Raw genomic sequence first — 23297 nt, 5'->3', positions numbered from 1 at the left:
AAGCAAAGCCTGCTTTTTGAAGCAGGCTTCTTTCGTTTATTCGGAACCGATTCCGGTGTTGGACCGGACATAGAGCTCCGTAAATTTCTGTTCCGCCTCCGGTTCACGGGAAAACACCGTTCCCAACCAGGCACCGATAAAACCGAGCGGAACCGATACAATGGCAGGGTTCCCCAGAGGGAAAAGCGCATCTTCCGGATCCATCAGGTTCGGGCTGATCAAAACAAGGAAAATGGAGCTGAACAGTCCGGTTAAGATCCCGGTGACCGCACCCGTTGTATTAAAGCGCTTCCAAAACAAACTGAAGAGGATCACCGGCAAGTTGGCGCTGGCCGCCACGGCAAAGGCGAGAGAAACCAGAAAAGCGACATTTTGGTTCTTGGCAAGAATGGCCAGGATTATGGACACAATCCCGACTCCCACCGAAGCCCATTTGGCCACCTGCATTTGCTCTTTTTCCGTGGCTTTTCCCCCACGCAAAACATTGGAATAAAAATCATGGGCAAAGGCACCGGCTGCCGAGATCACAAGCCCGGCCATCACCGCCAGGATGGTTGCAAATGCCACGGCGGAAATAAAGGCGAGAAAGAAATTTCCTCCCAATGCTTCGGCAAGCAGAGGGGCAGCCATGTTTCCGGCTTGATCCGCGGCGATAATTTTTTCCTGGCCAACCAGAATGGCCGAACCAAAACCGAGGAACGTGGTCATGATATAAAACGCCCCGATGATAAACATGGCCCAGACGACGGAAGTCCGCGCTTCTTTGGCAGTCGGCACCGTATAAAAACGGATCAATATGTGGGGAAGGCCTGCCGTCCCGGCCAGAAGGGCCAGTCCCAACGAAATGTTGTCCAGCGGATTGGTGTACAACAGTCCCGGCTCGAGAAATCTTTGCCCGAGCTTGTCCGAAACTTGATTAAACATCTCCACCATGCTGAAATCAAACCGGGCAAGCACCAGGAAGCTGAGCAAAACCGTTCCCGCCATCAGCAAAACCGCCTTGATGATCTGCACCCAAGTGGTGGCCAGCATCCCGCCAAATGCCACGTACAAAATCATCAAAATCCCGATCATTACAATCGATACCTCAAAATCGATCCCGAGCAATAACTTGATGATCCCGCCTGCCCCGACCAGTTGGGCAATCATATAAAAGGTGGAGATCGCCAAAGTACTCAGCGCCGCAGCGGAACGGACCGGCTTTGCCCTCATGCGGTAGGCCAGCATGTCCGCCAGCGTATACCGGCCGGAGTTACGGAGGGGTTCAGCAACGATGATCAACACGACCAGATAAGCGACCAGCCAGCCGACGGAATAAAGAAAACCGTCAAAACCTCCCAAAGCAATCAACCCGGCTATTCCGAGGAAAGAGGCAGCACTCATGTAATCCCCGGCAATGGCAATCCCGTTTTGCCAGCCCTTGATTGACCGGCCCGCCGCATAAAAATCCGTGGTGGTCTGCGTCCTTTTGGCGGCCCAATAGGTGACCAAAAGCGTCAGCAACACAATCACCAAAAACAGCGAAAAAGCAGTTGTGTTCACGAAGCTTCCCTCCTCTGTTTCTCGATCAGACGCTGAATCAATTGATCGGTTTGGTTGGCATGACGAACATATAAAACCGCCAGGATCCAAGCCATAAAGAATTGGGAGATGGCAAACAAATAGGCACCATTGATGGATCCGATCAACGGAGTGTTGAGAAACTCAAAATAACCGGTGAAAAAAGGCAGGGCAAAATAATAGAGAGCGAAAAAGAACGTGGCTGAGATGATAAACCGGCGTTTCTTTTGCATCAGCTCGCGAAATTCCGGTGAGCGGGAAATTTCCTCCCAATCCGGATGCGTTGAGGCCATTCTGTCAACCTTCTTGTTTTCTGACAATGAATAAACCTCCTCCAAAGATGTTAATCTGATTATTATATAAATAATATATATTCAAAAATATAACATATTAATTTATGAAAAAGTTAACTTTTTTGAAAATTATTTATTTAAAAATCATTTAATTCATCCCGCATAAAAAAGCCCCTTTGCTCCTTACCGGATCAAGGGGCCTGACATGGGTTTTATTTGGAAGCAATTGCTTCTTGTCGGGGTTTCTCTTTTTTGGAAGGATTCATTTTCTGGAAGGTGATTTTCAACAACGGTGGTGTGATAATAGTGGTCAAAATCACAACCAAAATCGTGGATGTATACCATTCGGCGGGCAACAGATGTTTACTTAATCCAAGGGAAGCAATGATCAAGGCCACTTCCCCACGCGAAATCATGCCGGAGCCAATGCTGATAGATGAAGCGGTGTTAAATCCGGTCAAACGGGCTCCCAATCCGCAACCGATCCATTTGGAGAAAATGGCAAGAATGGAAAGAACAACAATCAATCCAATTTGACTGCCGAGTCCTTCGAAAGACACAGACAACCCAATACTTACAAAGAAAATCGGAACGAAAACGGAATAAGCAATCGGACTCAACTTTTCTTCGACCTCATGGCGCACTTTGGTTTGCGACAGAGAAAGACCGGCCGCAAAAGAGCCAATGATTCCTGCAACGCCCATTTCTTCCGCCATAAAGGCAAAGGCAAAGCAAATCATCAACGCAGAGCTGACCACAATTTCGGATGCGCGAATGCGGGTCATCCATTTCATGGCCCACGGAACCACTTTCCATCCCAACAAGATAATCAGGGCAAAAAACAAGATTTTTTGACCGATCACCAATCCGAGGCTGACATCCTGCAATCCGGAAAAACTCATCAAAAAGGCCAGCAACACCACCACAATGACATCATCGGCAATGGCCGCACCCAAAATGGTGACACTTTCTTTGGTTTGCAATTTGCCAAGATCCCGCAATGTCTGAACCGTGATGCTGACAGAAGTGGCCGAAAGCAATGCACCTAAAAACCAGGCAGTAAACGGTTCCATCCCGAACCAGATCCCAACCAGATAACCTCCGACCAACGGGAGAATCACTCCCCCCACAGCCACGGCAAGAGAAGAGGTGCGATTTCTGTTAAGCTCATGTATATCGGTCTCCAGACCAGCCAAGAACATTAACAAGAGAACACCGATTTCGCTCATTTGATGGATGATGTCGCTCTCTTCAATCCATCCCAGCACCGCCGGTCCCAAAATCACACCGACAATCAATTTTCCCAAAACAGCCGGCTGTCCGATCCGGGTGCTCAAATCGCCAGCCAACTTTGTTGCAACCAAAATTAGCAGTAATTGTGCAAAAAACATGGTTTCTCCTCCTCACCCCTCAAATTTTTTAAAAATTAGGTCAAAAAGAACAAAGGGAGCCTGCCAGTGACAGACTCCCCCTGAAAAACGTAATATGCTTTTTTTAAAAGGATAACATAAATACTTTATTTTATCAACAATTAAAATAAAAGCATTCATTGTGAAAACCATTCCATGGCTACCCTGCTTCCGACAATAAACACTTCATGCCCAAAGGTCCGGATAACCCGGCCAGGCCGTGCCATTTCCGCCCAATGACTTAGAAGCGGTTTTTCCCTTTGTCTTGATCAAGCATAAGGTACAAAACGAGTCCGGCAATGGTCATGAAAAAGCCCAGCCATTCGGTTTTCACAAAAAACATCAAGGGATCCGGGTGAAACACCGGAAAGGAACCGGCAAGCAAAACCAAGCCGGAAAAAGCCAAAAAATCAGCAAACACTTCCCCCGTTCCCATCTTTCTCAATCCCTGCCTCCAGAGCCAGTACAAAATCATGCTGTGCAAAACCGCCACCGGCAAATGAATCCACTGAAGGCTCCAAGCCCCATCCCAAAAAACACGGATCCATTGATTCACCGCCAGCACGACCCCCATCAAAACACCGAACAGGTCCAAACATCCGCGGCGCATCTGTTTTTTTAACCGGAAAAAATAAATCCCCAAATAGGAAAGTGCAATCAACAATCCCAACCAATCCCCGTTCCCGGAAGGAGGCAAGTAAACAATGGTCCAGTGATATTTCAAAAACAATGAAGGTTCAAAGATCACCGCACTTAATTTCCAAACCAGCATTCCCATGGCAATCGCCTGGATGATAATATCCAAATCCCAAGCAGGCTCCAATTTCTTCTTGATCGCCAACCATCTTGACAATGCCATTCCCAAACCTCCGCCCACGAAAAAAACAAACCACTCCAAGCGAAGCAACATGGGCCCGATTTGAATGAACTCCATCATCATCCCTGCCAATCCAGCGATTTCTCCATGTCCGTGTCCGGGAAATTCTCTTCATGATAAAAAAGCCCGCAAAAATCAACGGGCACTCCTCCATATGTTTTGATTTTTCGTCCATGCTTGTATAATTTCTTCCCCTTTCCTGAGGAGGATTTCTTCAGCCCGTCCGATCACGGCCAAACAAGCAGCATATTGCGGATCCACCTGCAGCGGGTGACAACCGATTTGCCCGACCCGGTCTTCACGGCCTTCCCACCGGGTCAATCGCGGAGAACCATCCCGGTTTGTCACCGTCAAGCGGGGCATTGAAACCGCCAACCCTTCTCCGGTCGCTTTCAAGATTGCTTCTTTCCATGTCCAGTACCGGTAAAAGGCCTCTTTTCTTTCCCCCGGGGGCAATTTCTCCCATTCTTTCATTTCCTCTGCGGAAAGCACCCTTTTCACCATTTCATCTTCAACCAGATCAGGATTGATTTGTTCAATGTCAATGCCGACCGGAGTGTGACAGGCAATGGCGGTCAGCACCCATTTTCCTGAATGGGAAATGTTCACTTCGATGGGTCCTTCATCCATCACCCGCGGCTTGCCGTGCGGCTTTCCGCAAGCAGGGCAATTTCGGGAAATTTTTATCTTTCGGGGATCTTTCCCAGTAAACCGGGACAGCAACAAACGCAGCAAAGCAAAAGACAAAAGCGACCGTTTTTGATCTTCTTCCTTTTGGTATGAACGAAATCTTTTTAATTCCGTATGGTTTAACAGAGCGGCGAGTTCCGGGACCGCCGCTGATAGAGGCGTTTGATAAATCCAGACCCTGCCGGGGATTAATGAATCCTTCGTTTGCAACGACAACCGCTCCTTTATCCGTTTACTTTCTCTTTGATGACACGATTCAGTTCCCGGCTCAACGTCTTGAAAAAGTCATCTTTGTTTCCATGGATAAAAAAATGGTCTCCCGGGTAGATGTAATGGCGGAATGAACCGTTCGAATGACGCTCCCACTCAAGCAGCGCTTCTTCGGAAACATCCAGGTCCCGCTCGCCTCCAAAAGCAATGACCGGACATGAAAGCGGGGCTGCCGGTTCATAAGTATAGCGGCTGACCACCGAAAAATCAGCGCGCAAAATCGGAAGCACAATCTCCAATAACTCCGGATTTTGCCAGACTTCTTCCGGTGTCCCGTTTAATTGGCGAAGTTTGGTGATCAATGCTTCGTCATCAGACAAATCGCCGATGTCCAGATCCCGGCGCGGTAAATGCGGCGCGCGGCTGGCCGCAACATAAAGCGCAACCGGAGTTTCCCCCTCTTTCTGAAACCGGACGGCCAACTCATAAGCGAGCAACGAACCCATGCTATATCCAAAAAATGCAAAAGGGAGATCGAGTTGTCCCTTGATTTGTTGACTGACATCTTCCACCAAGCAAGCCATATTCTCACAAAGCGGTTCGGTCAACCGGCGTCCGCGGCCCGGCAATTCCACCGGACAAAAGTCGACTTCCGCCGGCAAATATGATTTCAAGTCGTGATAAATATTCGACGAACCTCCTGCATAAGGAAAAGCAAAAAGCCGGAGCTGTTTCAGTTGATATGGATTTTGCACGTGTGTCATCCTTTCCCGAAAAATCCTGCTGTGTTTCTAAAAAAAGATATTCTTCGTTAAAATGATGCATCCCTTTTTCTTCCTGCACAAAGGTACACGCCCTGTCTGTCTCTCCTTTTTTCCATATGATGATAAAGAAAAGAAAGGAGAGATTTCATGCCTGCCAAAAAACATTGGTTAAAGAAAAGCCGTTTGTACAAGGGGAAAGTCGTGCGGATCAAACTGATCAGCGGACACACCATCACCGGCGTGATCACAGGGGTAAGCAAGGGCGGCATCCACTTCAAACCACTCAGAAAAAACAAAGATTCACAACTGAAAGCTTCTTTTTTCTTCCCCTTTTTTATTCCGTTTGCCGCGATTTTGTTTATTAAACTCCTTATTTTTTAAAAAGAAACCACCCTCAGCCAAAAAAATCAAATGCAAGGACATAACAGATTGCATGCAACACCTGTGTTATGTCCTTTTTTGTTTCGGGAAGGCCTCTGTCCGTTCATAATTCAAATATTTATCATACAGAGTATCGTGTATGTAAAAAACGAGAGGACAATATTCCCTGAAACGGGACATACCATCCTCCCGGTAAATCGGATTTGTTTATTTGAATATGCAACTTCTTTCAGGTTTAGCGATAAGTCACCCCGTCATATTGAACATATCCGACCGGGTCATGGGTGAAATGAATAACGGCATCACAGCAGTTATGCGGCGTTTTATACGCTTCGTCCTCCGGAATGAATTCCCCTTTGATCACAATCGAAGCACCGACGCGAAGATTGGGGATTTCACCGCCGATTCCCGATTTATCAATGCGAATCGCGACAAACGCCCGGCTGGGAATGTCACTGGCATTTCCATTTTCAATATCCAACACATTGATATTATTCACCAGGATGTGTTGATGTTCATAGTCCGAATCATATCCGCGGATCTCCGCAATCTTTGCAGATACCGTAACAACGGTGTCCACCGCTTCAGCTTCATACGTTGCGGAAGGATGGACCGCCAAATCCGGCGCGGAAAAAACCGGTTGGGACAAAGAAATGGAGAAAATGAAGACAAAAGCCATCACAACAGACCAATAACGTTTCATGATCATTCCTCCTTTTCGTATCAATAGGACAATATATAATATACCGAAAAAATGTTTCATTTTTGTCAAAATACATAAAAAAAATGATTTTTTATCCGGGTGATTGCGTCGGGGGCCATCTGATGCGTCGCTTTTTTGCAGACTGTTGCATACGTATAAATTAACATCCTAAGGCAAAGGGGATCTCTATGTATCCGAAGCATTCAACCACTTCCTCCACCCATGAAGGAAACCGGTTTACCGAAGTCCATCATGAAGTTCATCATGAAGTACACTATGAGAATCAGCCGTTTTTCAGGACGGGCAGGCCTCAGCCGGTGAGCAGGAACGGTTACAACCGGCAAACCGAAATGCCGGATCCGGAAAACAGTCTGGTGATCTTAAACGACTATCTTGAACCTTTGGTTACGGAAAACACGCAAACCCGGGACAATCTGAAAACCTTGATCCAAGTGATCAACCTTTTCCATCTGCCCGTCATCATGACCTATGGCAGCTTGGGGTTATCGGATGCCTCCCTCATCCCCGAATGGAGAAAACTGCATTCCAAACCCGTCATCATTTCCCGCACCACCGTCAACCCCTGGGATGACTCCTGCTTTTCCGGCACCATCCGGCAAGCCGGAAGAAGAAACCTTTTCTGGGCCGGAGCCATTGCAGAGATCAGTTTAACCCTGCCGGCCTCCACTGCCGTCCAACACGGTTACACCTCTTACGCCCTGATGGACGTTTCCTGCTCTCACACCGCCGGCGGAATATGGATGGTCAGCCAGCAATTGCAATCTGCGGGAGTTTTGCTGACCAACGTATTGGAAACCGCCGCCCGGATGCAAAGAGACTGGCGGATGCCGGCCGGAAGACAACTGGAAGCCATTCTGCAGAAATATTTAAACCGACAAATTGAATAATGTGATCACTCCACATGTCGGAAAGACATGTTTTTTTGTGCAGAATTCAAAGGGAGCCGGAGTTTTCCGGATCAAAACGCCGTTTTCACAGGATTTCCCGCTTCTTTTCGTTCTTCTTCCGGTTTTACAAGTGCTCCATTGTGTGAAAAATGGAGTATATACTCTGTTTATTTATTTATATGGAGTAAATATTTCTGAGCGAGGTGCCCGTGATGTTCACTTCTTCCTTTGCAAAACAAACTTCCGGTTCCGCCCAAGCTTACCAAGAGGCTTGCCAATGGTTACCCGGGGGTGTGACCGCCAATATCAAATATTTTTCACCTTATCCGATCATGATGGAAAAAGCTGACGGGGCCTATTTATGGGATATAGACAAAAACCGTTATATTGACTACAACTTATGTTACGGAGCCCTTGTCTTGGGACACGGCCATCTCGCTGTCAACCGTGCGATCCAAACGGTGTTGAACGAATGGGGAACCACTTCGTTTGGAACTCCTCACGCTTTGGAGCAACAAATGGCCGAACGCCTGGCAGGCCTGTATCCCGGAATCGAGAAAGTCCGCTATACCCATTCCGGGATGGAAGCGACCCTCTTGGCCATTCGGCTGGCAACCGCCTGGACCGGAAAAAAGAAAATCGTCAAGTTTGACGGGCATTATCATGGCAGTTTCGACCAGGTTTTGATCAATGTCAATCCCTCATCCCCGGTTTCCGGGGCCATGCCCGTCGCCACCTCCGATTCTTATGGATTGTCTGAAGACATCGTGGCAAACACGCTGGTTCTCCCTTTTAATGATTTGGACCGAACCGCCGAATTTCTCCGGAGGCATCACGCGGAGATCGGTGCCGTGATCCTGGAACCGGTTCAAGCCGGGTACATCCCGCCGGACCCGGAATTTTTAAAAGGACTCCGGGAAGTAACCCGGGAGCGGAACATGGTACTCATCTTTGATGAGATCAAAACCGGTTTCCGCATCAGCTTGGCGGGAGCGCAAGGCTATTACGGGGTCTCCCCCGATCTGACCACACTGGGCAAAGTGTTGGGCGGCGGTTTTCCGGTCGGTGTGGTCGGAGGACGAAAAGACATCCTGGATTTATGCTCCCCCACCCGCGGAACGGACATCTTATCCATGGAATCGGGCAATGCCGGCGAAAAACCTTTGTTTCACAGCGGGACGCACAATGGTCATCCCTTAACCCTTGCAGCAGGATGGGCCACGCTGCAACTCTTGGAAAAGAAGGATGTTTATTCATCTTTGGAAAAGAATACTATGCGCTTGCGGAACGGAATCGAGGAAATCTTGAACCGCCACGGTCTCGACGGCAAAACAGTGGGAGTGGGCAGCATCTTTAATCTGGTGTTTACGAATCGCCCCATCCGACAAGTTTACGATGTATTGAACTCCAATCGTGACTTACGCAAAAAATTGGATTTTTTATTATTGGAACAGGGGATTTATATAAAACCGCTGAACCGCTTTTCCACCTCAGTGGCACACACTCCGGAAATCATTGATGAAACCCTGGAACAATTTGAAAAGGGGGTTTTGAAACTGATTAAACAGGAGATGATGGTTTGACAAAACAACCGGACATTTTTCAAAGAATTCGCCAGAAGAGCAGTCAGATGAGCAAAGCCCAGCGCCAAATCGCCCGCTATATCGAAAACAATCCGGATACCGCTGCATTTCTGACCACGGCCAAGTTGGCAGAACGGGCGGGAGTGGGGGAAGCCACGATTATCCGTTTTTCCACTTTCCTCGGCTATTCCGGATTCACCGACATGCAGCACAGTTTACAGGAACAACTGCGAAAACGGATCACCACGGTGGAGAGATTGGATCTGGCCGGTGACATTTACCCGGAAGAACAGCGGATTGCCTACGAAATTCTGAACGACGACATCGCCAATCTCAACCAAACGATTCAAATGCTGGATGCCAAAGACTTCAGCGAGGCGGCCAAACAAATTCATCATGCCGATACCATCACGGTGGTCGCTCTTCGCAGTTCCCACTCGTTGGGCTTTTTTCTCACCTTCTACTTGCAATTGTTAAAAAAGCATGCAGAGTTGATTACCGAATCGGACACCATGTTTGAGAAATTATCCACCCTGACGGAAAAAGACCTGGTGATTGGCATCAGTTTTCCCCGTTACACCTCGCGGACGATCCAAGCCATGCAATTCGTCAGAAAAAGAAACGTGCCGGTCTTGGCCATTACGGACGCACACAGCTCCCCATTGGCCGGCGTCTCGGATGTGTGCCTGGTGGCCGCGAGTAACCTGCCGTCGTTTTTGGACTCATTTGTTGCCCCGCTAAGCTTGATCAACGCGCTTTTGACGGCAGTCGCACGGATGAACAAAAACGAAATCACCCGACACCTGAAAAACATGGAATCCTTATGGGAGATGGAAGGCATCTATCACCAGCCGGATTCTCCCAAGAAAGAATAAAAACCTCCTGGAAATCAGGAGTTTTTTTTAATTGCATAAAAAAAGCAGATCCGTCTGGCGTCGGATCTGCTTGTCCCAAATCCCATTAAGCTTCGTCGGTTTGACGGAATTTGGTGGCGATTTGTTTCAATGCGGTTGAAATGTTTTCCAAGAGCAAGGTGAAGTTTTTCATGTTTTGTTCTGCTTCTTGGAAATCATTAAAGAAACGTTGTTTGGTCATACCTTCCCATTGACCTTCGAGGCTGTTGATTTGGCTTCTCAAGTGTTGGATGATTTGCTCACTTTCTTGGCGTTTTGCTTGGAATTGGTTAGCTACTTGCTCGACCTGAGCCGGATCAATTTGAATACGAGGCATTCCGTATAACTCCTTTCGTAAAAGCCAAAATATATACATTGAAATTATATACAAAAATTATTGTTATAGCAATATTCTTCCTTTTATATTTTATATGAAAAGTGTTTCATCATGCTTCATCAACACTTTCGGACGGTTTTTTTTCAACAGACGGCCAACGCTGTCTTATCCGTTCCGTCCAAGTAACCGGCGTCCAATCCCCTGAATAAGGAAGTGCTCCTTTCACTTTGGTGTAACGCCGTTTTGCGAAATACCCTTCACCGGCCCGCAAACTTTGCTGAATCGGCCCCATGGAGTAAGCCCTCGACTCCGATGTTGGAATCTTGAAGAACGACAAATCATTCGGATCCAGACTTGCAAACAAAAAGCCGGTTTCCATGGCTTTTACTTCCGCCAGCCAGTTATCACTGCTGTACGGGAAGTTCGAGGGGGTTCCGGAGATGATCATGTAGAAGTTTTTACTCCGCCCCTGCGTTGCAATTTGGTTCAGCTGATTTTGAAGATCAAAGTTATTCATCCGTTTGCTGAAGTAATCGGCATCATCGATTACCAGCACAATCGCCGGGCCTTCCTTTTTCTTTTCATTGGCGGCAGCCAAAACGGCTTCAAACCCTTTCGGTTTCACGCGCTTGCTCAATTTCTCATCAATCTGCTTTAAAACTTCCTTCAGTTCCTCTTCGTCGGTGGCATATCCCTTCACATGGGGAAGTCCTGTCACCATGGCCAACCCTTGATCCCCGAGGCGGAAGTCCACTAAATAAAATTCGATTTCATCCGGTGAATAAAAATAGGAAAGGGACAACATCCATGTTTGCAAGAAAGACGTTTTGCCACCTTCCACCGGGCTTCCGACCACAAAGTAAGGACCGTCCTTCAAACTGACATAAAACGGGGTCAAATCATCCATGGAGATGGCGACCGGTGCTTCCAAATGATTCAAGGAAGCCTGGTTTTCTTCATGTTTGACAATCAGCTCTTGCAGTTCCACCACTTCCGGCAGAGAACCGATTTCTTTCGGGCGTTTTCCGGCCCAAGCATCCGCGAGAAGCTGCGCTTTCTCCCGCAATGTCCGGGACCGCTCGATTTCATCCGCACCTTCGGACGGAAGTGCGCTCTGGAATTCCAAAGGCGGAACCTGTCCTTTGACAAATCCGCGCCCTTCCGGCAAACTTACCGGCGGTGTCCTTAAACGGCCCACTGCGTAATAATAATCGCTCGGATCTGCCAGCTCAAAGGAAACCCCCAAGGAGAAGTTGTTTCTCACCCGGTCAAACATGTCACTTAATTGGTTCATGGTGACAATGAAGTGGATTCCGAAGCCCACGCCGGTACGGAGCAATTTCTCCAATTGATGATGTTCTTCCTCATACGTCGACTTGAAGCTGACATACCCGTCCAGCACCACGATGATGGCCGGAATTTTTTCCGATGCCGACTTGCGGTAAGACTGGAAGGTTTTTGCTCCGGACTCAACGATTTTATCCCGCCTACGTTCCATTTCCTGCGTCAGGTAACGGAACAAGCGTTTCACCCGGTCCGGCTCGTCATCCTGAATGATTGCCCCCATATGCGGGAGATTTGCCAAATCACGGAACATGCGACCAAAGTCCAGGACATACATATGCACATCATCCGGTGAATGTTCCAAAGCCAGTGACATCAGCAGATTTTGTACAAATGTGGTTTTACCGGTTCCCGGCATTCCGTATACCGGCAAATGGCCTTCGTTCAACGGAATGCGCAACGTATCCTGATTTTGGTTTTCCGGGTCGTCAAACAAACCGACTGCCGGTTCCAGCCAGTTTTCTGTCGGCTGCCAGGTTTCCCCGTCCCAACCGGGCGCGTTTTCCCCACGCAACTCTTCCAAAAAGAGCTGTTTGGGCAAAGGCGGGAGCCATGGGCCGCCAACCGGTTTGATCCCCATTTCTCTGGCTTGTTCGGCCAAATAATCCACCAGCACATCCAATTGTTTTTGGGTTCTTCCTTCTTTTTTCTTCTTCACGGACGATGTTCGTTTCGTCCGGTCCACTCTTCTTCCCGTCAAGAGCACTTCCTTGATGGATGCTTCTTGATTTTGCGAAGAATCCGGGCGGTAAGGAGCACCGCTCCATGCAAATTGAACCAACTCCAACAGTTCATTGCTACCCACTTGGAAATAACCGCGTCCCGGGTTGGTGATCCATGCAGCATCCGGGATTTTCAACATTTCACGGCTGTCTGCTTCATCTTGTACGCGCAAGCAGACTCGGAAACGGGCGTTACTCCAAATCTTGTCATCCACAACCCCTGCCGGTTTTTGCGTGGCCAAAATCAAGTGAACCCCCAAGGTTCTTCCTTTGGCCGCAATCGAGATCAATTCATTCATGAATTCGGGTTGCTCTTTTTTCAACTCCGCAAATTCGTCGATAATAATCACCAAATGAGGAAGCGGATTTTCTTCGGCATGGCCCGACCTGAAATATTCATCAATATGCTGAATGTTTCCTGCCTCTTTAAAAATCCGTTCACGCCTCATCAATTCCGCTTTTAACGAAATCTTGGCCCTTTCAATAAGATTTCCGTCCAAGTTGGTAATCACGCCGGCCAAATGCGGGAGGTTTTCAAAAATATTGGACATCCCGCCCCCTTTATAGTCAATCAACAAATAAGCGATATCATGCGGATGATATTTCAGCGCTTGTGCCGCGATCAAGGCTTGAATCACTTCACTTTTCCCCGAACCGGTCGTACCGGCGATCAGCCCGTGCGGACCGTGTCCTTGCCGCTCGATTTTATCGTGAATATTCAAGCGGACTTTCTTCCCGCCGGCGCTCATTCCCACCGCAACCGGCAATGTGTTGGGGAAACGGTTCCGCTCCCAGAGGCGCTTGACATCCATTTCCTCCATCTTCTCAACTTCCAATAAGTCGAACAAAGTCAGCAATTGCGGGATTTGATTGGAACGGTTGGCTTTCAAACGGACCGGAGCCAATGCCCGTGCGGACAAATCCGCAATTTCCAGCGAAACATGGTCCGGATAAAACTTGTATTCCCACTTGTCTTCTTCTTTTTCGACCTTGGTATAGTTCGTCTCTTTCAGGATGCCGCCTCCCTCTTGCACTTCAAGCACCGCCTGACATTGCATGGGCAAAACTTCTTTGGAGTCGGCAAGCAACAAGGTACGCGCACCGACTAAATCCGGCTCTTTCAAAATCAAAGGCAGGATCGCTTCATCTTCCAACAAACCGGGGTCGGAAATGAGAAAAACATAATAAGGGAGTTCCATCCCCATCATTTCCCGGTTTTTGTTCCGTTTCCGGCGGCGCAAAACTTCATACAAGTGATCGACCAATTCCCGGGCTTCTTCATAATTGGATGCCAAGTACCGCACTCGGCGCTGGTCATCCCAAACATGGGGAAACCACCGGATCCAATCCCAGCGATCGGCTTCTTCCTCGTTATAAAAAGAAACGATTTTCACTTCATCCGGCGAATGGTGCGTCACGATTTGAATGATCAGATTGCGGAAGGTGCTTAAAATCGAATCCCGGTCTCCGACAACCCCCACCACTTGCCGTTTGTTCAACGGGAGCAACACCGGGACGTCTTCCAAGAGACCGTATTCTTTCTCCAGTTCTTTGGCCTCATCGATGAGCGGTTCCCGCTCATATTCATCCTGTTTCGGCGCCACGATCGTCAGCGTTGAAGGCACATCGCCATTTCCCAACCGCAAGGACAAAAAATCGCTGTCATGCGGCGAACGTTCCCACAAGGAACTGTCTCTCCGCTGCATTCTTCTCAGGCATTCATGCGGCGAGGGATTCCATTTCCGGAGCAGTTCCGCTTGCCGGTTTTCCTTTTGTTCCAGATCTTCTTGGTATTTTTTCAGGAGATTCCGGTATTTTCTCTCCCGTTCGACCAAGTCTTGTTTATATTTCTTCTTGTTTGATAAGTAAGTGAAAAACGGAAGGATGTACGAAAAAGCCATCATAACGGAAGAGATGATCGAAAACATATACCAACTGGAATTCCCCAATTTCCCCGATTTAATCATGTAAATATACAACCCGATGGTGGTACAGGTCATGAGAATGGGGAAGATCAATTGCACGTAAGAAAAAGTCGGCGCCGTCGGCTTTTGAGGCGGTTCGCTGATCTCAATGACTTCCCGGGGCATCTCTTCCTTGATCCTCGGTGATCTCTGAAAAATAATGCTCATCACTTTCTCTCCTTTACCGGTTTAACCATCGGTCTTCCAAGTTTCAAGAATCCCCTTGATCTCTTCTTTTTCAATCAAGCCCAGCTGTTCGGCCAGATCGTCATGTTTTTCTTCTTCCAACGGCTTTCTTTGAATCCGGAGATAAAACCCGTCCATGACTCCATAGTTTTGAAGCGTCTTTTTTTCATTCATTTTTTCCCAATTGCTGTTTTTGTTTTTGATCTCCAAGACAAACCGGTCCTGTATGTTTTGCAGATGTTCTTCAAGCGTTTCAACCATGATCGGAATCAACTCTCCGACTTGAACATCGGTGGGAAGTTCCAAATCCACCCAGTCTTTTTTTTCGTCGGAACCGTAAATCACGGTGACAATCACACTCAACCGCCGCTCCCTCCTTTCTTTTTAAGAAACCGAAAGGGGGGAATGAAATGATTCCCCCTCAAAAACCGATCGACTCATTTTTGCATCAATTTCCACATTTTCAAATACTTCACACTTTTTGACTCCATCATGAAATTATGTATACTTTCCTTCATCCAATCACAAGGAATGAACATCCTGCTATGACAATTTTTATTTTTTAAAGGAAAAATCTCCGGATTCCATTAATATAAATTTTAATCATTAAATGTATAATAATCAATACGGAAAACTCGTGTATATTTTGTGAATAAGCAATTTTCCCCACGTTGCTTCTTTTTTGCACAATAAAGGGATGCGGATCCAAAACGGCCCGCATCCCTTTAAAATATTTCCTTTATGAAAAGAAATCTGCCAGGAAACTCAAAATGAGTCCGACAACGCCAAAGTCGGCATCCCCAAAGGTCGTTTCCCGGAATCCCAAATCCCCCAACGCCGGCAACAACAGAGCCGGCAAAAAGCTGATGATGAGTCCGTTGGCAAACGCGCCCAAGATCGCCCCGCGGCGCCCGCCGGTCGCATTGCCAAACACCCCTGCGGTCGCCCCGGTAAAGAAATGGGGGACAAGTCCCGGAACAATCACCCGCAGGCCGAATAGCGGCAACACAAACATGCTGACCAATCCCGCAACAAAGCTGGATAAAAAGCCGATAATCACGGCATTGGGAGCAAACGGGAACACCGTCGGACAGTCCAACGCCGGCTTGGCATCGGGCACCAGTTTTTCCGCGAATCCTTTAAAAGCGGGGACAATTTCGCCGATCAACATCCGCACCCCGGCCAACACCACATACACACCGGCTGCAAAGGTAATGGCCTGAATCAGGGAATACACCAGATAGTTTTGTCCGTCGGAAAGCTGCGACTCAATATACCCCGATCCGGTAAAAAGCGCCACCACTATAAACAGGATCGCCATCGTCAGAGAAACGGCAACCGACGTATCCCTTAAAAAACCCAGCTGCTTCGGCACTTTGATCGATTCGGTCGATTTTGACTTATCCCCGGTCCATTTTCCAACGGCGCCTGCCACCAAATAGCCCACGGAACCAAAGTGACCCACGGCAAAATCGTCAGACCCCGTGATTTTACGGACATACGGGAACAAAATCGCCGGGGAAACCACCATCAAAATCCCCAGAATCACAGAACCGACAATCACCAACAGGGCCCCATTCAATCCGGCGGTGGACAAGATCACCGCAATCAGGCAAGCCATAAACAAGGTATGGTGTCCGGTGAGAAAGACAAATTTGAGCGGGGTAAACCGGGCCAAAATCAGGTTCACGACCATTCCGAAAACCATGATCAAAGCCGTTTGCGTCCCAAATGTGCTTTGAGCCACAGCCACAATGGCTTCATTGTTCGGAATGACCCCCGTAATGGAAAAGGCACGGTTGAACATTTGCCCGAACACATCCAGCGAACTGATGATGACATTGCCACCGGCAGTAATCAAAATAAAACCGAGTACCGTTTTCAACGTTCCCGAAATGACTTGCGAAACCTCTTTTTTCTGCAACAGCAAACCGATCAAGGCAAAAACACCCACAAGGATCGCAGGCGTTGCCAAAATATCGAGAAAAACATTTAAAAGTTCCATTTTCATCGCCAACTTCCTGTCCATTATGTCAATCGAGATAAGGAGCGATTTTGGTTTTGATTTCCTCAAGATTCATTACATTTTCCAGTGCGACAATGTTGCGGGTTCCATCATCAAGTTGTGAAATAATATCTTGCGCTCCGATATAAAGATCCGCCTCTTCCGAACGGGCTGTCGCCAAATCGGTATGCCCCACTTCCGCTTCTTTGCCCAATTCATTCAATGCTTTTTTCACGTTCAGCTCCATGATAAAACTGCTGCCCAGTCCATTTCCGCATACCACCAAGATTTTCATGATACGCCATCTCCTTTCGAATATTGGTGAATCATCTGCAAAACTTCTTCCGGGGTTTGTGCTTGGATGAGCTTCTCGATCTCCGCTTCATCGGATAACATTTCCGACAATTGTGCAAGCGCCAGCAAATGGGATTCACTGTCCACCGCCGCCAGCACAAAGAGTAAATGGACCTTTTTCTGTTGCGGAAAAAGCACCCCTTCTTCCAATCGCAAAAAACTCATCGACAGTTGATGAACTCCGTCATCCGGCCGTGCATGAGGAATGGCCACTTTCGGTGCCAACACGACATAGGGTCCCAATTCATGGATCGAATCAATCATGGCTTGGACATATTGTTCTTTGACACATCCTTTTTGGACCAGCGGCTTTGCAGCCAGCCGGATGGCGTCTTCCCATGAATCAGCCTTCTTGGCCAGTTGAATCGTCTGTTCGGTGATTAATTCGTTCAACATCGGTTTCTGACTCTCCTTTATTGATGAAGGAGCGAAATGGTTTTGCGCGAACAGCGAAGCCAACGCTTTGGACAGACCAGCCCGGTCATGAATGTCCGCGTACTGCTCAATGATGTTCAAGATATGCTCCTCATTCGTGGAAAAACCGTAAATTTCCCTGGAAACTTCACTTCTTAAACGCACTTTTTCTTCTTGGGTCAAAATCGGAGGAATCAAAAATAATTTTGCTTGCGTCCGCAAAAACACCGTGGAAAAAACCAAGTCACACGGATAACGTTTGGAAAAGAACTCCCTCACCGTTACCGCATCCAAAAACAGGATATCCGGAAACAAATCCCTGAGCCCGTGGGTCAGCAAATTGGAAATGGCAATTCCGTTGGGGCAAACCACCACCGCTTTCGGCCGGTTGGACAATTCCAATCCTTGTCGTCGGAGCCATCCCCCAAAATGCATGGTAAGATAAGCCAATTCGTCTTCCGGAATGGGTTTCCCTACTTTTTCTTCAAACGGAACGGCACACTTTTTCACCAGGAAATGGAGGGCTTCATGCTCCTCTAAAATGATGTTCTTCAAAGGATTGGGCAGTGTCAGCCCGTATTTAATCCGGTAATAAGCCGGATCCAGATGCATGGCGATCATCGAAGCCAATTGTTCCTTTTCCGAAAAATAAAGGCATCCGATTTGCTCAAAACGCCCGATCATCTTTTCCGCCAATTCGTGCATCGGCTGATCCGCCTGAGAAAAAATGTTTCCCGTCAGCAAAAGCAAGGCGATATAAGCTTGTTCCCGACTGAAAACCGGATCGGAAAGCGGGAAACGAAGCAGCCTTTTCAGCAGGTTTCCGGCCGCCGCAAATGCTTTTGTACGCGTAATTTCATCCCACTTTTCCGGCCATCGGACCCGGTTCCCCTCTTCGATTCTCCGGATTAAAAACATCAACAAATATTTCAGCTGATTCAAATGTTCATCCATATAACGGATATCCAGCCGTTTTTCGGTCTCTTCCAACTGATGCAACACTTGGTCAGCGGAAATTCCCGTGCCTTGATCCAACACGGTGTTTAAAAGCATTTCACCGTTATCCCAGCGAATGCACTCGATCACTAGCCACCTTAACAAGTTCCTTTGCTTCCACTCCGGGCCGGCAAAGCGGTACCCGTCAGCCCGCGAATAGATCAAATTCACTCCGGCTTTGCGAGCCTTTTTCCTCGCTTCTTTCAGATCGGCCAGTGCCGTGTTCCGGCTTACGTCCAATAAACTGGTGACATGGACGAGCGACCACGGTTCTCTTGCAATCAAAAGCGAAAGCAAGAGCATATTCACTCGTTCAGTGCCGGTCCAAACATAATTTTTTTGTTCGACGGCATCCCATCTTTGCAAGTATTCCTCCAATGAAGAAGGGATGACAAATCCATGCTGCCGGACATATCGAATCGCCGGGAGATTTTCTTCTTTCAACCAGGAATTAATCTTCTCCAAATCATAGGTGATCTGGCGTCGGGACAGCCCCAGCCTTTCCTGCAATTGTTTCCATGAACTGCCCGGGCGGGATGCAATTTCATGAAGCAATCGAATACAGCGTTCATCAAGTTGCATGGATCATCCCTTTCTTTCTTCAGTATAAGGAAAAAACGCAGGATATAGAAAACGTTTTCATCCCAATTTTTGTCCAACCCCTTTGTACAAATTTGGGTTATGGATTGTCCAAGCATTGATTTTTCACCCATTCCCGCAGAACCGCGGCATGGTTGTGAATTGGATCTTTGGCTGCATAAAGGAGGGTGACATGATCCTCTTGCAAATACCGGCAAATCCGGTCGACCCATTGTCTGCATCCGGGATCAGTGGCCAATTCCTTCCGGTAAAGCACGCGAAACTTCTCAAAACGATCCGGCCGGTGGCCAAACCAACGGCGCAACTCCGGACTCGGCGCAACCTCTTTCATCCATTCATCCAAACGGGTTTGCTCTTTTTTGACTCCGCGTGGCCACAAGCGATCAACCAAAATCCGTTTCCCATCTTCGCGGACAGGTGGTTCATAGATCCGTTTCAATTTCAATTGATAAACCATTTCCCGCCTCCTCCTGTTTTCAAATTATTATACCAATCTGTCAAAAAACCAATTCCGGCACAAATGTCCTTCAATTTGACACGGGCTGGGGTGGTTTGGGGAGCGGTTTATCAATCCGAGAACGAAGCGGGATCGAAAAAAGAGAAAATTATATCCGCAAACATTTGGGAATCCCCGACGATTTCCGTGTTGTTGCCGTTTTTGGTTTCCCTTCTGACTTCTTTGGATAAAACAGTTTATGTTCATATATTCACAAATAACTCTTGGTTTAAACATGTCATAAACGTTGTAAATATTAGTTTTTTTGATAGTGATAAGCAAAAAAAGCACCCTTAATGTGAAAGATTTCACATTATGTCCATTTCTTTTCCCATCTTTCGGAAGTATACTGTAGGTGATGGATCCATCATTCCATGAAACAGTCACCAGCAGGCCGTTGGAATAAAATTGATTTTCTTTGGAAACCATTCATTAGCGTATGGAAAACCAGGCCACTTTGACCGGAACGAGGTGTTCCCCATGAATCTGTGGACCCAAACTTATTATCCATTGGAAAGCTCTTGGCTGTCGGCGCTGATTGCCGCCGTTCCCATCGCCTTCTTTGTGATATCCCTCACAATCTTACGCTTAAAAGGCCACATCGCGGCTATATATACCACCTTGATTGCTTTGGCGATTGCAATCCTTTTCTATCACATGCCTGTCCCGATGGCTGCCGGCGCGGCCGGTTTTGGCTTTGCATACGGGTTGTGGCCGATTGCCTGGATCGTCATCACAGCCGTCTTGCTGTATAAAATCACGGTCAAGACCGGACAATTCGATGTCATCCGGTCCAGTATCATCGCCATTTCCCAAGACCATCGTCTGCAACTGTTGTTAATCGGTTTTTCATTCAACGCTTTTTTGGAAGGGGCCGCCGGCTTTGGGGTTCCGATTGCCATTTCCGCTGCACTGTTGGTGCAACTCGGTTTCAAGCCTTTGCAGGCCGCTTCTCTCTGTCTGATTGCCAATGCGGCTTCCGGAGCTTATGGAGCCATCGGAATCCCGGTGATTGTCGCCGGTCAGGTGTCCGGCATCGACAAAATGACGCTTTCCAAAATTCTCGGGATTCAACTGCCTGTCATCTCTTTCCTTGTCCCGTTCCTGATGGTGTGGATGATCGATCGCTTCCGGGGGATCAAAGAAACCTTTCCGGCACTGATGGCCGTGGCCGGCTCCTACACACTCACACAATATCTGACCGTGACGTGGATCGGTCCAGAACTGGCCAATATCACTTCATCGCTCATCAGCATGGGGGCGTTGGTTCTCTTGTCGAGATACTGGAAACCGAAAAAAATATTTCAACTCCAACACGGCGTGCCATCCGCACCGCCGAAGCAAGTCACCCTTTTTGAAGTGGTCAAAGCATGGTCACCGTTTTACATCTTGACAGGGATCATCGGACTGTGGAGCAGCCATGGCTTTAAGCAATTATTTGATCCCGGCGGACCGCTGGCTTTTCTGACCACGTATCTGAAAATCCCCGGGTTGCATCAAAAAATTCTCATCGCTCCGCCCATTGCTGATAAATTGACCCCTTATGATGCCATCTTAAAACTGGATTGGGTTTCTTCCACCGGAACCGCCATTTTCCTCTCCGTCCTTTTGACTCTTTGGTTGTTCCGGATGGATCTGAAAACAACAATTCAACTGGTCAAAGAAACATGGTCGGAACTGTGGAAACCGGTGATCACAATAGGTTTTGTGCTTTCCTTTGCATATGTCGCCAATTACTCTGGCATTTCCTCCACCTTGGGATTAACCCTTGCCAAAACCGGCGGACTCTTTCCGTTTTTCTCACCGGTTTTGGGGTGGCTCGGCGTTTTCCTGACCGGGTCGGTCGTCGCAAACAATGCCCTGTTTGCCAATTTGCAACTGGTGACCGCACACCAAATCGGGGCATCCCCGGCTTGGTTGGTCGCCGCAAATACCAGCGGGGGGGTGATCGGAAAACTGTTAAGCCCGCAATCCGTGGCCATTGCCACAGCAGCTGTCGGCAAAGCGGGACAGGAATCCGGTTTGTTCCGCAAGACGTTAAAAGTCAGCCTTTCCTTCCTGCTGCTGACCTGTATCTTTACCTACCTTTTGAGCTTTCTGTTCCACTAAGCTGAAACAGAAGTGGGGAGTGTTGTACGATGAAAAGAAAAATTGCTCTGATCGGAACCGGATTTGTCGGATCCAGCTATGCTTTTGCGGTGTTGAATCAAGGATTGGCCAATGAACTGGTCCTGATTGATATCAACAAGAAAAAAGCAGAAGGGGATGCGATGGATTTAAACCATGCTTCCCCCTTTGGATCACGCATTTGTGTCCGGGCCGGAGATTATGAAGACTGTAACGATGCAGACTTGGTCGTCATAACCGCCGGAGCCAATCAAAAGCCGGGAGAAACCCGTCTGGACTTGGTCAATAAGAACGCGAAAATCTTTCAAACCATCATTGCAGAAGTGATGAAAAGCGGTTTTGACGGACTGTTTCTGGTCGCCACCAATCCCGTTGACATCTTGTCCTTTCTCACCATGAAGTATTCCGGCTTCCCGGCTCACCGCGTCATCGGCTCGGGAACCATTCTGGATACGGCTCGCTTCCGCTATCTGCTCGGCGAAGCTTACCAAATCAACCCGCAAAACGTGCATGCTTATATCATAGGCGAACACGGCGATACGGAACTTCCGGTCTGGAGCCATGCCTATATCGGCACCCGTCCGGTTTCCGATTATTTGAAAGAAGGAAAAGGCCCGGACAAAGAGCAGTTGGATCAACTGTTCACCCAAGTGCGGGATGCCGCTTACCAGATCATTGATTTGAAAGGTGCCACCTACTATGCAATCGCCATGGGACTGGTGCGTTTGACGCAAGCCATCTTCCGCGATGAAAATGCAATCCTGACCGTCTCCACGCTCCTGAAAGGAGAATACGGTCTGAAAGACATCTGTCTGGGAGTCCCGGCTGTCATTAACCGCTCCGGGGTTCGCGAAGTTATCGAACTTAATCTCACGGAAGAAGAACGAAAAAAATTACACCATTCCGCTGATATCCTGACCAAGCAACTGCAATCCTTGAAGTAATTCCCACCTTTGACCTGACCACCTCCCAATGAAAAAGCCTGTGCCCCAAAAAAGGACACAGGCTTTCCCCTCCCTCATGATTTCTGTCAATAGGCAGCCGTTCTTGCTCCCCGGAAATAGATCCCGTTGTCATGGATACCATGCGCATAAGACGTCACATGATGATCGTTGACCTGTTGGGTGAAGCAAACCGTCTCTCCTCTCGGAATATCACAACTGTATGTGCGCCCGTCGCTGTTGCGGACAATTTTGGCTGTGCCCAACCCCCGGTTCGGATCATGCGGATAGTCGGCGGTAATCCGTGCCCAAACCGTCTCACAGGACGGACTGTAACGCAATTCGATGATCACCGTCAATGCTTGCCGATTGAACCGTGACCGCATTATTTGCACATACGGTTTGATTCGGCCAGGTTCCGGTCCAATCCTCCGACCAGGCATAGTTTTCCCGCTGAAAACTGAAAAAAGACATGCTGAACACGGTGATCAATGAAAAAGCCACAGCAGTGAATTTTCTCATTCAAGCCCTCCAAACGGA

At 48.0% G+C, this 23297-nt stretch carries 22 protein-coding genes; 6 read left to right on the top strand and 16 right to left on the bottom strand.

Annotation, left to right across the window (positions count from 1 at the left end; translation table 11 throughout):
- Positions 1 to 36 precede the first annotated feature (36 nt).
- The 6 genes from ATH33_RS08975 to ATH33_RS08950 all read right to left on the bottom strand — a co-directional run bounded on the left by ATH33_RS08975 (position 37) and on the right by ATH33_RS08950 (position 5794).
- Positions 37 to 1542, bottom strand: a complete 1506-nt coding sequence (locus tag ATH33_RS08975; protein WP_049720628.1) for a solute symporter family protein — start codon at positions 1540 to 1542, stop codon at positions 37 to 39.
- Positions 1539 to 1853, bottom strand: coding sequence for a DUF485 domain-containing protein (locus tag ATH33_RS08970; RefSeq protein WP_037993231.1), 315 nt, complete (start codon positions 1851 to 1853; stop codon positions 1539 to 1541). Before ATH33_RS08970 ends, ATH33_RS08975 begins: the two co-directional genes overlap by 4 nt.
- A 212-nt stretch (positions 1854 to 2065) precedes the next feature.
- A complete protein-coding gene (locus tag ATH33_RS08965) occupies positions 2066 to 3244 on the bottom strand; it encodes a cation:proton antiporter (protein ID WP_049720629.1) in 1179 nt (392 codons plus the stop codon).
- Positions 3245 to 3503: 259 nt separating this feature from the next.
- Positions 3504 to 4196 (bottom strand): hypothetical protein, encoded by a 693-nt coding sequence (locus tag ATH33_RS08960; RefSeq protein WP_131470900.1) that lies wholly within the window; start codon positions 4194 to 4196, stop codon positions 3504 to 3506.
- A gap of 78 nt (positions 4197 to 4274) precedes the next feature.
- Positions 4275 to 5039: a 4'-phosphopantetheinyl transferase family protein gene (locus ATH33_RS08955; RefSeq protein WP_121874306.1), complete on the bottom strand. Its 765-nt coding sequence runs from the start codon at positions 5037 to 5039 to the stop codon at positions 4275 to 4277.
- A 14-nt stretch (positions 5040 to 5053) separates the two neighbouring features.
- A complete protein-coding gene (locus tag ATH33_RS08950) occupies positions 5054 to 5794 on the bottom strand; it encodes a thioesterase II family protein (protein WP_049720630.1) in 741 nt (246 codons plus the stop codon).
- Positions 5795 to 5950: 156 nt separating this feature from the next.
- Here ATH33_RS08950 and ATH33_RS08945 point away from each other — a divergent pair, with 156 nt between their 5' ends.
- Complete coding sequence (locus ATH33_RS08945; protein ID WP_049720631.1) at positions 5951 to 6184, top strand: hypothetical protein; 234 nt, start codon at positions 5951 to 5953, stop codon at positions 6182 to 6184.
- A 235-nt stretch (positions 6185 to 6419) separates the two neighbouring features.
- Here ATH33_RS08945 and ATH33_RS08940 read toward each other — a convergent pair whose 3' ends face one another.
- A complete protein-coding gene (locus ATH33_RS08940; RefSeq protein WP_052186600.1) occupies positions 6420 to 6887 on the bottom strand; it encodes a hypothetical protein in 468 nt (155 codons plus the stop codon).
- A gap of 188 nt (positions 6888 to 7075) precedes the next feature.
- On the opposite strand from ATH33_RS08940, the gene ATH33_RS08935 reads away from it, so the two are divergent.
- From ATH33_RS08935 to ATH33_RS08925, 3 genes are all read left to right on the top strand, one after another.
- On the top strand, positions 7076 to 7795 hold the full coding sequence (locus ATH33_RS08935; RefSeq protein WP_062843249.1) for a cysteine hydrolase family protein: 720 nt from the start codon (positions 7076 to 7078) through the stop codon (positions 7793 to 7795).
- A gap of 212 nt (positions 7796 to 8007) precedes the next feature.
- Positions 8008 to 9378 (top strand): aspartate aminotransferase family protein, encoded by a 1371-nt coding sequence (locus ATH33_RS08930; protein ID WP_037993166.1) that lies wholly within the window; start codon positions 8008 to 8010, stop codon positions 9376 to 9378.
- The gene (locus ATH33_RS08925) at positions 9375 to 10253 is read left to right on the top strand and encodes a MurR/RpiR family transcriptional regulator (RefSeq protein ID WP_037993167.1); all 879 of its coding nucleotides are present in this window, start codon (positions 9375 to 9377) and stop codon (positions 10251 to 10253) included. The genes ATH33_RS08930 and ATH33_RS08925 overlap by 4 nt, the downstream gene beginning before the upstream one ends.
- Positions 10254 to 10338: 85 nt before the next feature.
- On the opposite strand, the gene ATH33_RS08920 is transcribed toward ATH33_RS08925, so the two are convergent.
- From ATH33_RS08920 to ATH33_RS08890, 7 genes are all read right to left on the bottom strand, one after another.
- Positions 10339 to 10608, bottom strand: coding sequence for a WXG100 family type VII secretion target (locus tag ATH33_RS08920; RefSeq protein ID WP_049720635.1), 270 nt, complete (start codon positions 10606 to 10608; stop codon positions 10339 to 10341).
- Between the two features lie 109 nt (positions 10609 to 10717).
- Entirely contained in the window at positions 10718 to 14806 is a 4089-nt protein-coding gene (essC, locus tag ATH33_RS08915) for a type VII secretion protein EssC (protein WP_121874305.1), read from the bottom strand.
- Between the two features lie 21 nt (positions 14807 to 14827).
- The gene (locus ATH33_RS08910) at positions 14828 to 15181 is read right to left on the bottom strand and encodes an EsaB/YukD family protein (RefSeq protein ID WP_231564555.1); all 354 of its coding nucleotides are present in this window, start codon (positions 15179 to 15181) and stop codon (positions 14828 to 14830) included.
- Between the two features lie 382 nt (positions 15182 to 15563).
- A complete protein-coding gene (gene ulaA, locus ATH33_RS08905; protein WP_370525412.1) occupies positions 15564 to 16829 on the bottom strand; it encodes a PTS ascorbate transporter subunit IIC in 1266 nt (421 codons plus the stop codon).
- A 28-nt stretch (positions 16830 to 16857) separates the two neighbouring features.
- Positions 16858 to 17124 (bottom strand): PTS sugar transporter subunit IIB, encoded by a 267-nt coding sequence (locus ATH33_RS08900; protein ID WP_181729133.1) that lies wholly within the window; start codon positions 17122 to 17124, stop codon positions 16858 to 16860.
- Entirely contained in the window at positions 17121 to 19175 is a 2055-nt protein-coding gene (locus tag ATH33_RS08895; RefSeq protein WP_121874302.1) for a BglG family transcription antiterminator, read from the bottom strand. Before ATH33_RS08895 ends, ATH33_RS08900 begins: the two co-directional genes overlap by 4 nt.
- Before the next feature lie 97 nt (positions 19176 to 19272).
- The gene (locus ATH33_RS08890) at positions 19273 to 19650 is read right to left on the bottom strand and encodes a DUF488 domain-containing protein (RefSeq protein WP_037993177.1); all 378 of its coding nucleotides are present in this window, start codon (positions 19648 to 19650) and stop codon (positions 19273 to 19275) included.
- A gap of 519 nt (positions 19651 to 20169) precedes the next feature.
- Here ATH33_RS08890 and ATH33_RS08880 point away from each other — a divergent pair.
- Together ATH33_RS08880 and ATH33_RS08875 are read left to right on the top strand one after the other, a co-directional pair.
- Positions 20170 to 21798 carry a lactate permease LctP family transporter gene (locus ATH33_RS08880; RefSeq protein WP_121874300.1) on the top strand — a complete coding sequence of 543 codons (1629 nt, stop codon included), beginning with the start codon at positions 20170 to 20172 and terminating at the stop codon, positions 21796 to 21798.
- Between the two features lie 29 nt (positions 21799 to 21827).
- Entirely contained in the window at positions 21828 to 22760 is a 933-nt protein-coding gene (locus tag ATH33_RS08875) for an L-lactate dehydrogenase (RefSeq protein WP_121874299.1), read from the top strand.
- Positions 22761 to 22846: 86 nt separating this feature from the next.
- Here ATH33_RS08875 and ATH33_RS08870 read toward each other — a convergent pair whose 3' ends face one another.
- Both ATH33_RS08870 and ATH33_RS13605 read right to left on the bottom strand, forming a co-directional pair.
- Positions 22847 to 23110, bottom strand: a complete 264-nt coding sequence (locus ATH33_RS08870) for a DUF2690 domain-containing protein (RefSeq protein WP_165489726.1) — start codon at positions 23108 to 23110, stop codon at positions 22847 to 22849.
- A complete protein-coding gene (locus ATH33_RS13605; protein WP_049720642.1) occupies positions 23076 to 23279 on the bottom strand; it encodes a hypothetical protein in 204 nt (67 codons plus the stop codon). Before ATH33_RS13605 ends, ATH33_RS08870 begins: the two co-directional genes overlap by 35 nt.
- Between the last annotated feature and the right edge of the window lie 18 nt (positions 23280 to 23297).

The organism is Thermoactinomyces vulgaris (genome assembly GCF_003688725.1).
GTDB classification, from domain to species: Bacteria; Bacillota; Bacilli; order Thermoactinomycetales; family Thermoactinomycetaceae; genus Thermoactinomyces; species Thermoactinomyces vulgaris.
The sequence above is the reverse complement of the archived record's forward strand: the minus strand, read 5'-3'. Positions and strand labels throughout refer to the sequence as shown.

What these genes read in the sequence shown, in the direction of transcription:
- ATH33_RS08875 (WP_121874299.1), top strand. Translation starts at nt 21,828, where the DNA reads ATGAAAAGAAAAATTGCTCTGATCGGAACCGGATTTGTCGGATCCAGC.
- ATH33_RS08940 (WP_052186600.1), bottom strand. Translation starts at nt 6,887, where the DNA reads ATGAAACGTTATTGGTCTGTTGTGATGGCTTTTGTCTTCATTTTCTCC.
- ulaA (WP_370525412.1), bottom strand. Translation starts at nt 16,829, where the DNA reads ATGGAACTTTTAAATGTTTTTCTCGATATTTTGGCAACGCCTGCGATC.
- ATH33_RS08900 (WP_181729133.1), bottom strand. Translation starts at nt 17,124, where the DNA reads ATGAAAATCTTGGTGGTATGCGGAAATGGACTGGGCAGCAGTTTTATC.
- essC (WP_121874305.1), bottom strand. Translation starts at nt 14,806, where the DNA reads ATGAGCATTATTTTTCAGAGATCACCGAGGATCAAGGAAGAGATGCCC.
- ATH33_RS08935 (WP_062843249.1), top strand. Translation starts at nt 7,076, where the DNA reads ATGTATCCGAAGCATTCAACCACTTCCTCCACCCATGAAGGAAACCGG.
- ATH33_RS08890 (WP_037993177.1), bottom strand. Translation starts at nt 19,650, where the DNA reads ATGGTTTATCAATTGAAATTGAAACGGATCTATGAACCACCTGTCCGC.
- ATH33_RS08930 (WP_037993166.1), top strand. Translation starts at nt 8,008, where the DNA reads ATGTTCACTTCTTCCTTTGCAAAACAAACTTCCGGTTCCGCCCAAGCT.
- ATH33_RS08895 (WP_121874302.1), bottom strand. Translation starts at nt 19,175, where the DNA reads ATGCAACTTGATGAACGCTGTATTCGATTGCTTCATGAAATTGCATCC.
- ATH33_RS08960 (WP_131470900.1), bottom strand. Translation starts at nt 4,196, where the DNA reads ATGGAGTTCATTCAAATCGGGCCCATGTTGCTTCGCTTGGAGTGGTTT.
- ATH33_RS13605 (WP_049720642.1), bottom strand. Translation starts at nt 23,279, where the DNA reads ATGAGAAAATTCACTGCTGTGGCTTTTTCATTGATCACCGTGTTCAGC.
- ATH33_RS08970 (WP_037993231.1), bottom strand. Translation starts at nt 1,853, where the DNA reads ATGGCCTCAACGCATCCGGATTGGGAGGAAATTTCCCGCTCACCGGAA.
- ATH33_RS08920 (WP_049720635.1), bottom strand. Translation starts at nt 10,608, where the DNA reads ATGCCTCGTATTCAAATTGATCCGGCTCAGGTCGAGCAAGTAGCTAAC.
- ATH33_RS08945 (WP_049720631.1), top strand. Translation starts at nt 5,951, where the DNA reads ATGCCTGCCAAAAAACATTGGTTAAAGAAAAGCCGTTTGTACAAGGGG.
- ATH33_RS08880 (WP_121874300.1), top strand. Translation starts at nt 20,170, where the DNA reads ATGAATCTGTGGACCCAAACTTATTATCCATTGGAAAGCTCTTGGCTG.
- ATH33_RS08965 (WP_049720629.1), bottom strand. Translation starts at nt 3,244, where the DNA reads ATGTTTTTTGCACAATTACTGCTAATTTTGGTTGCAACAAAGTTGGCT.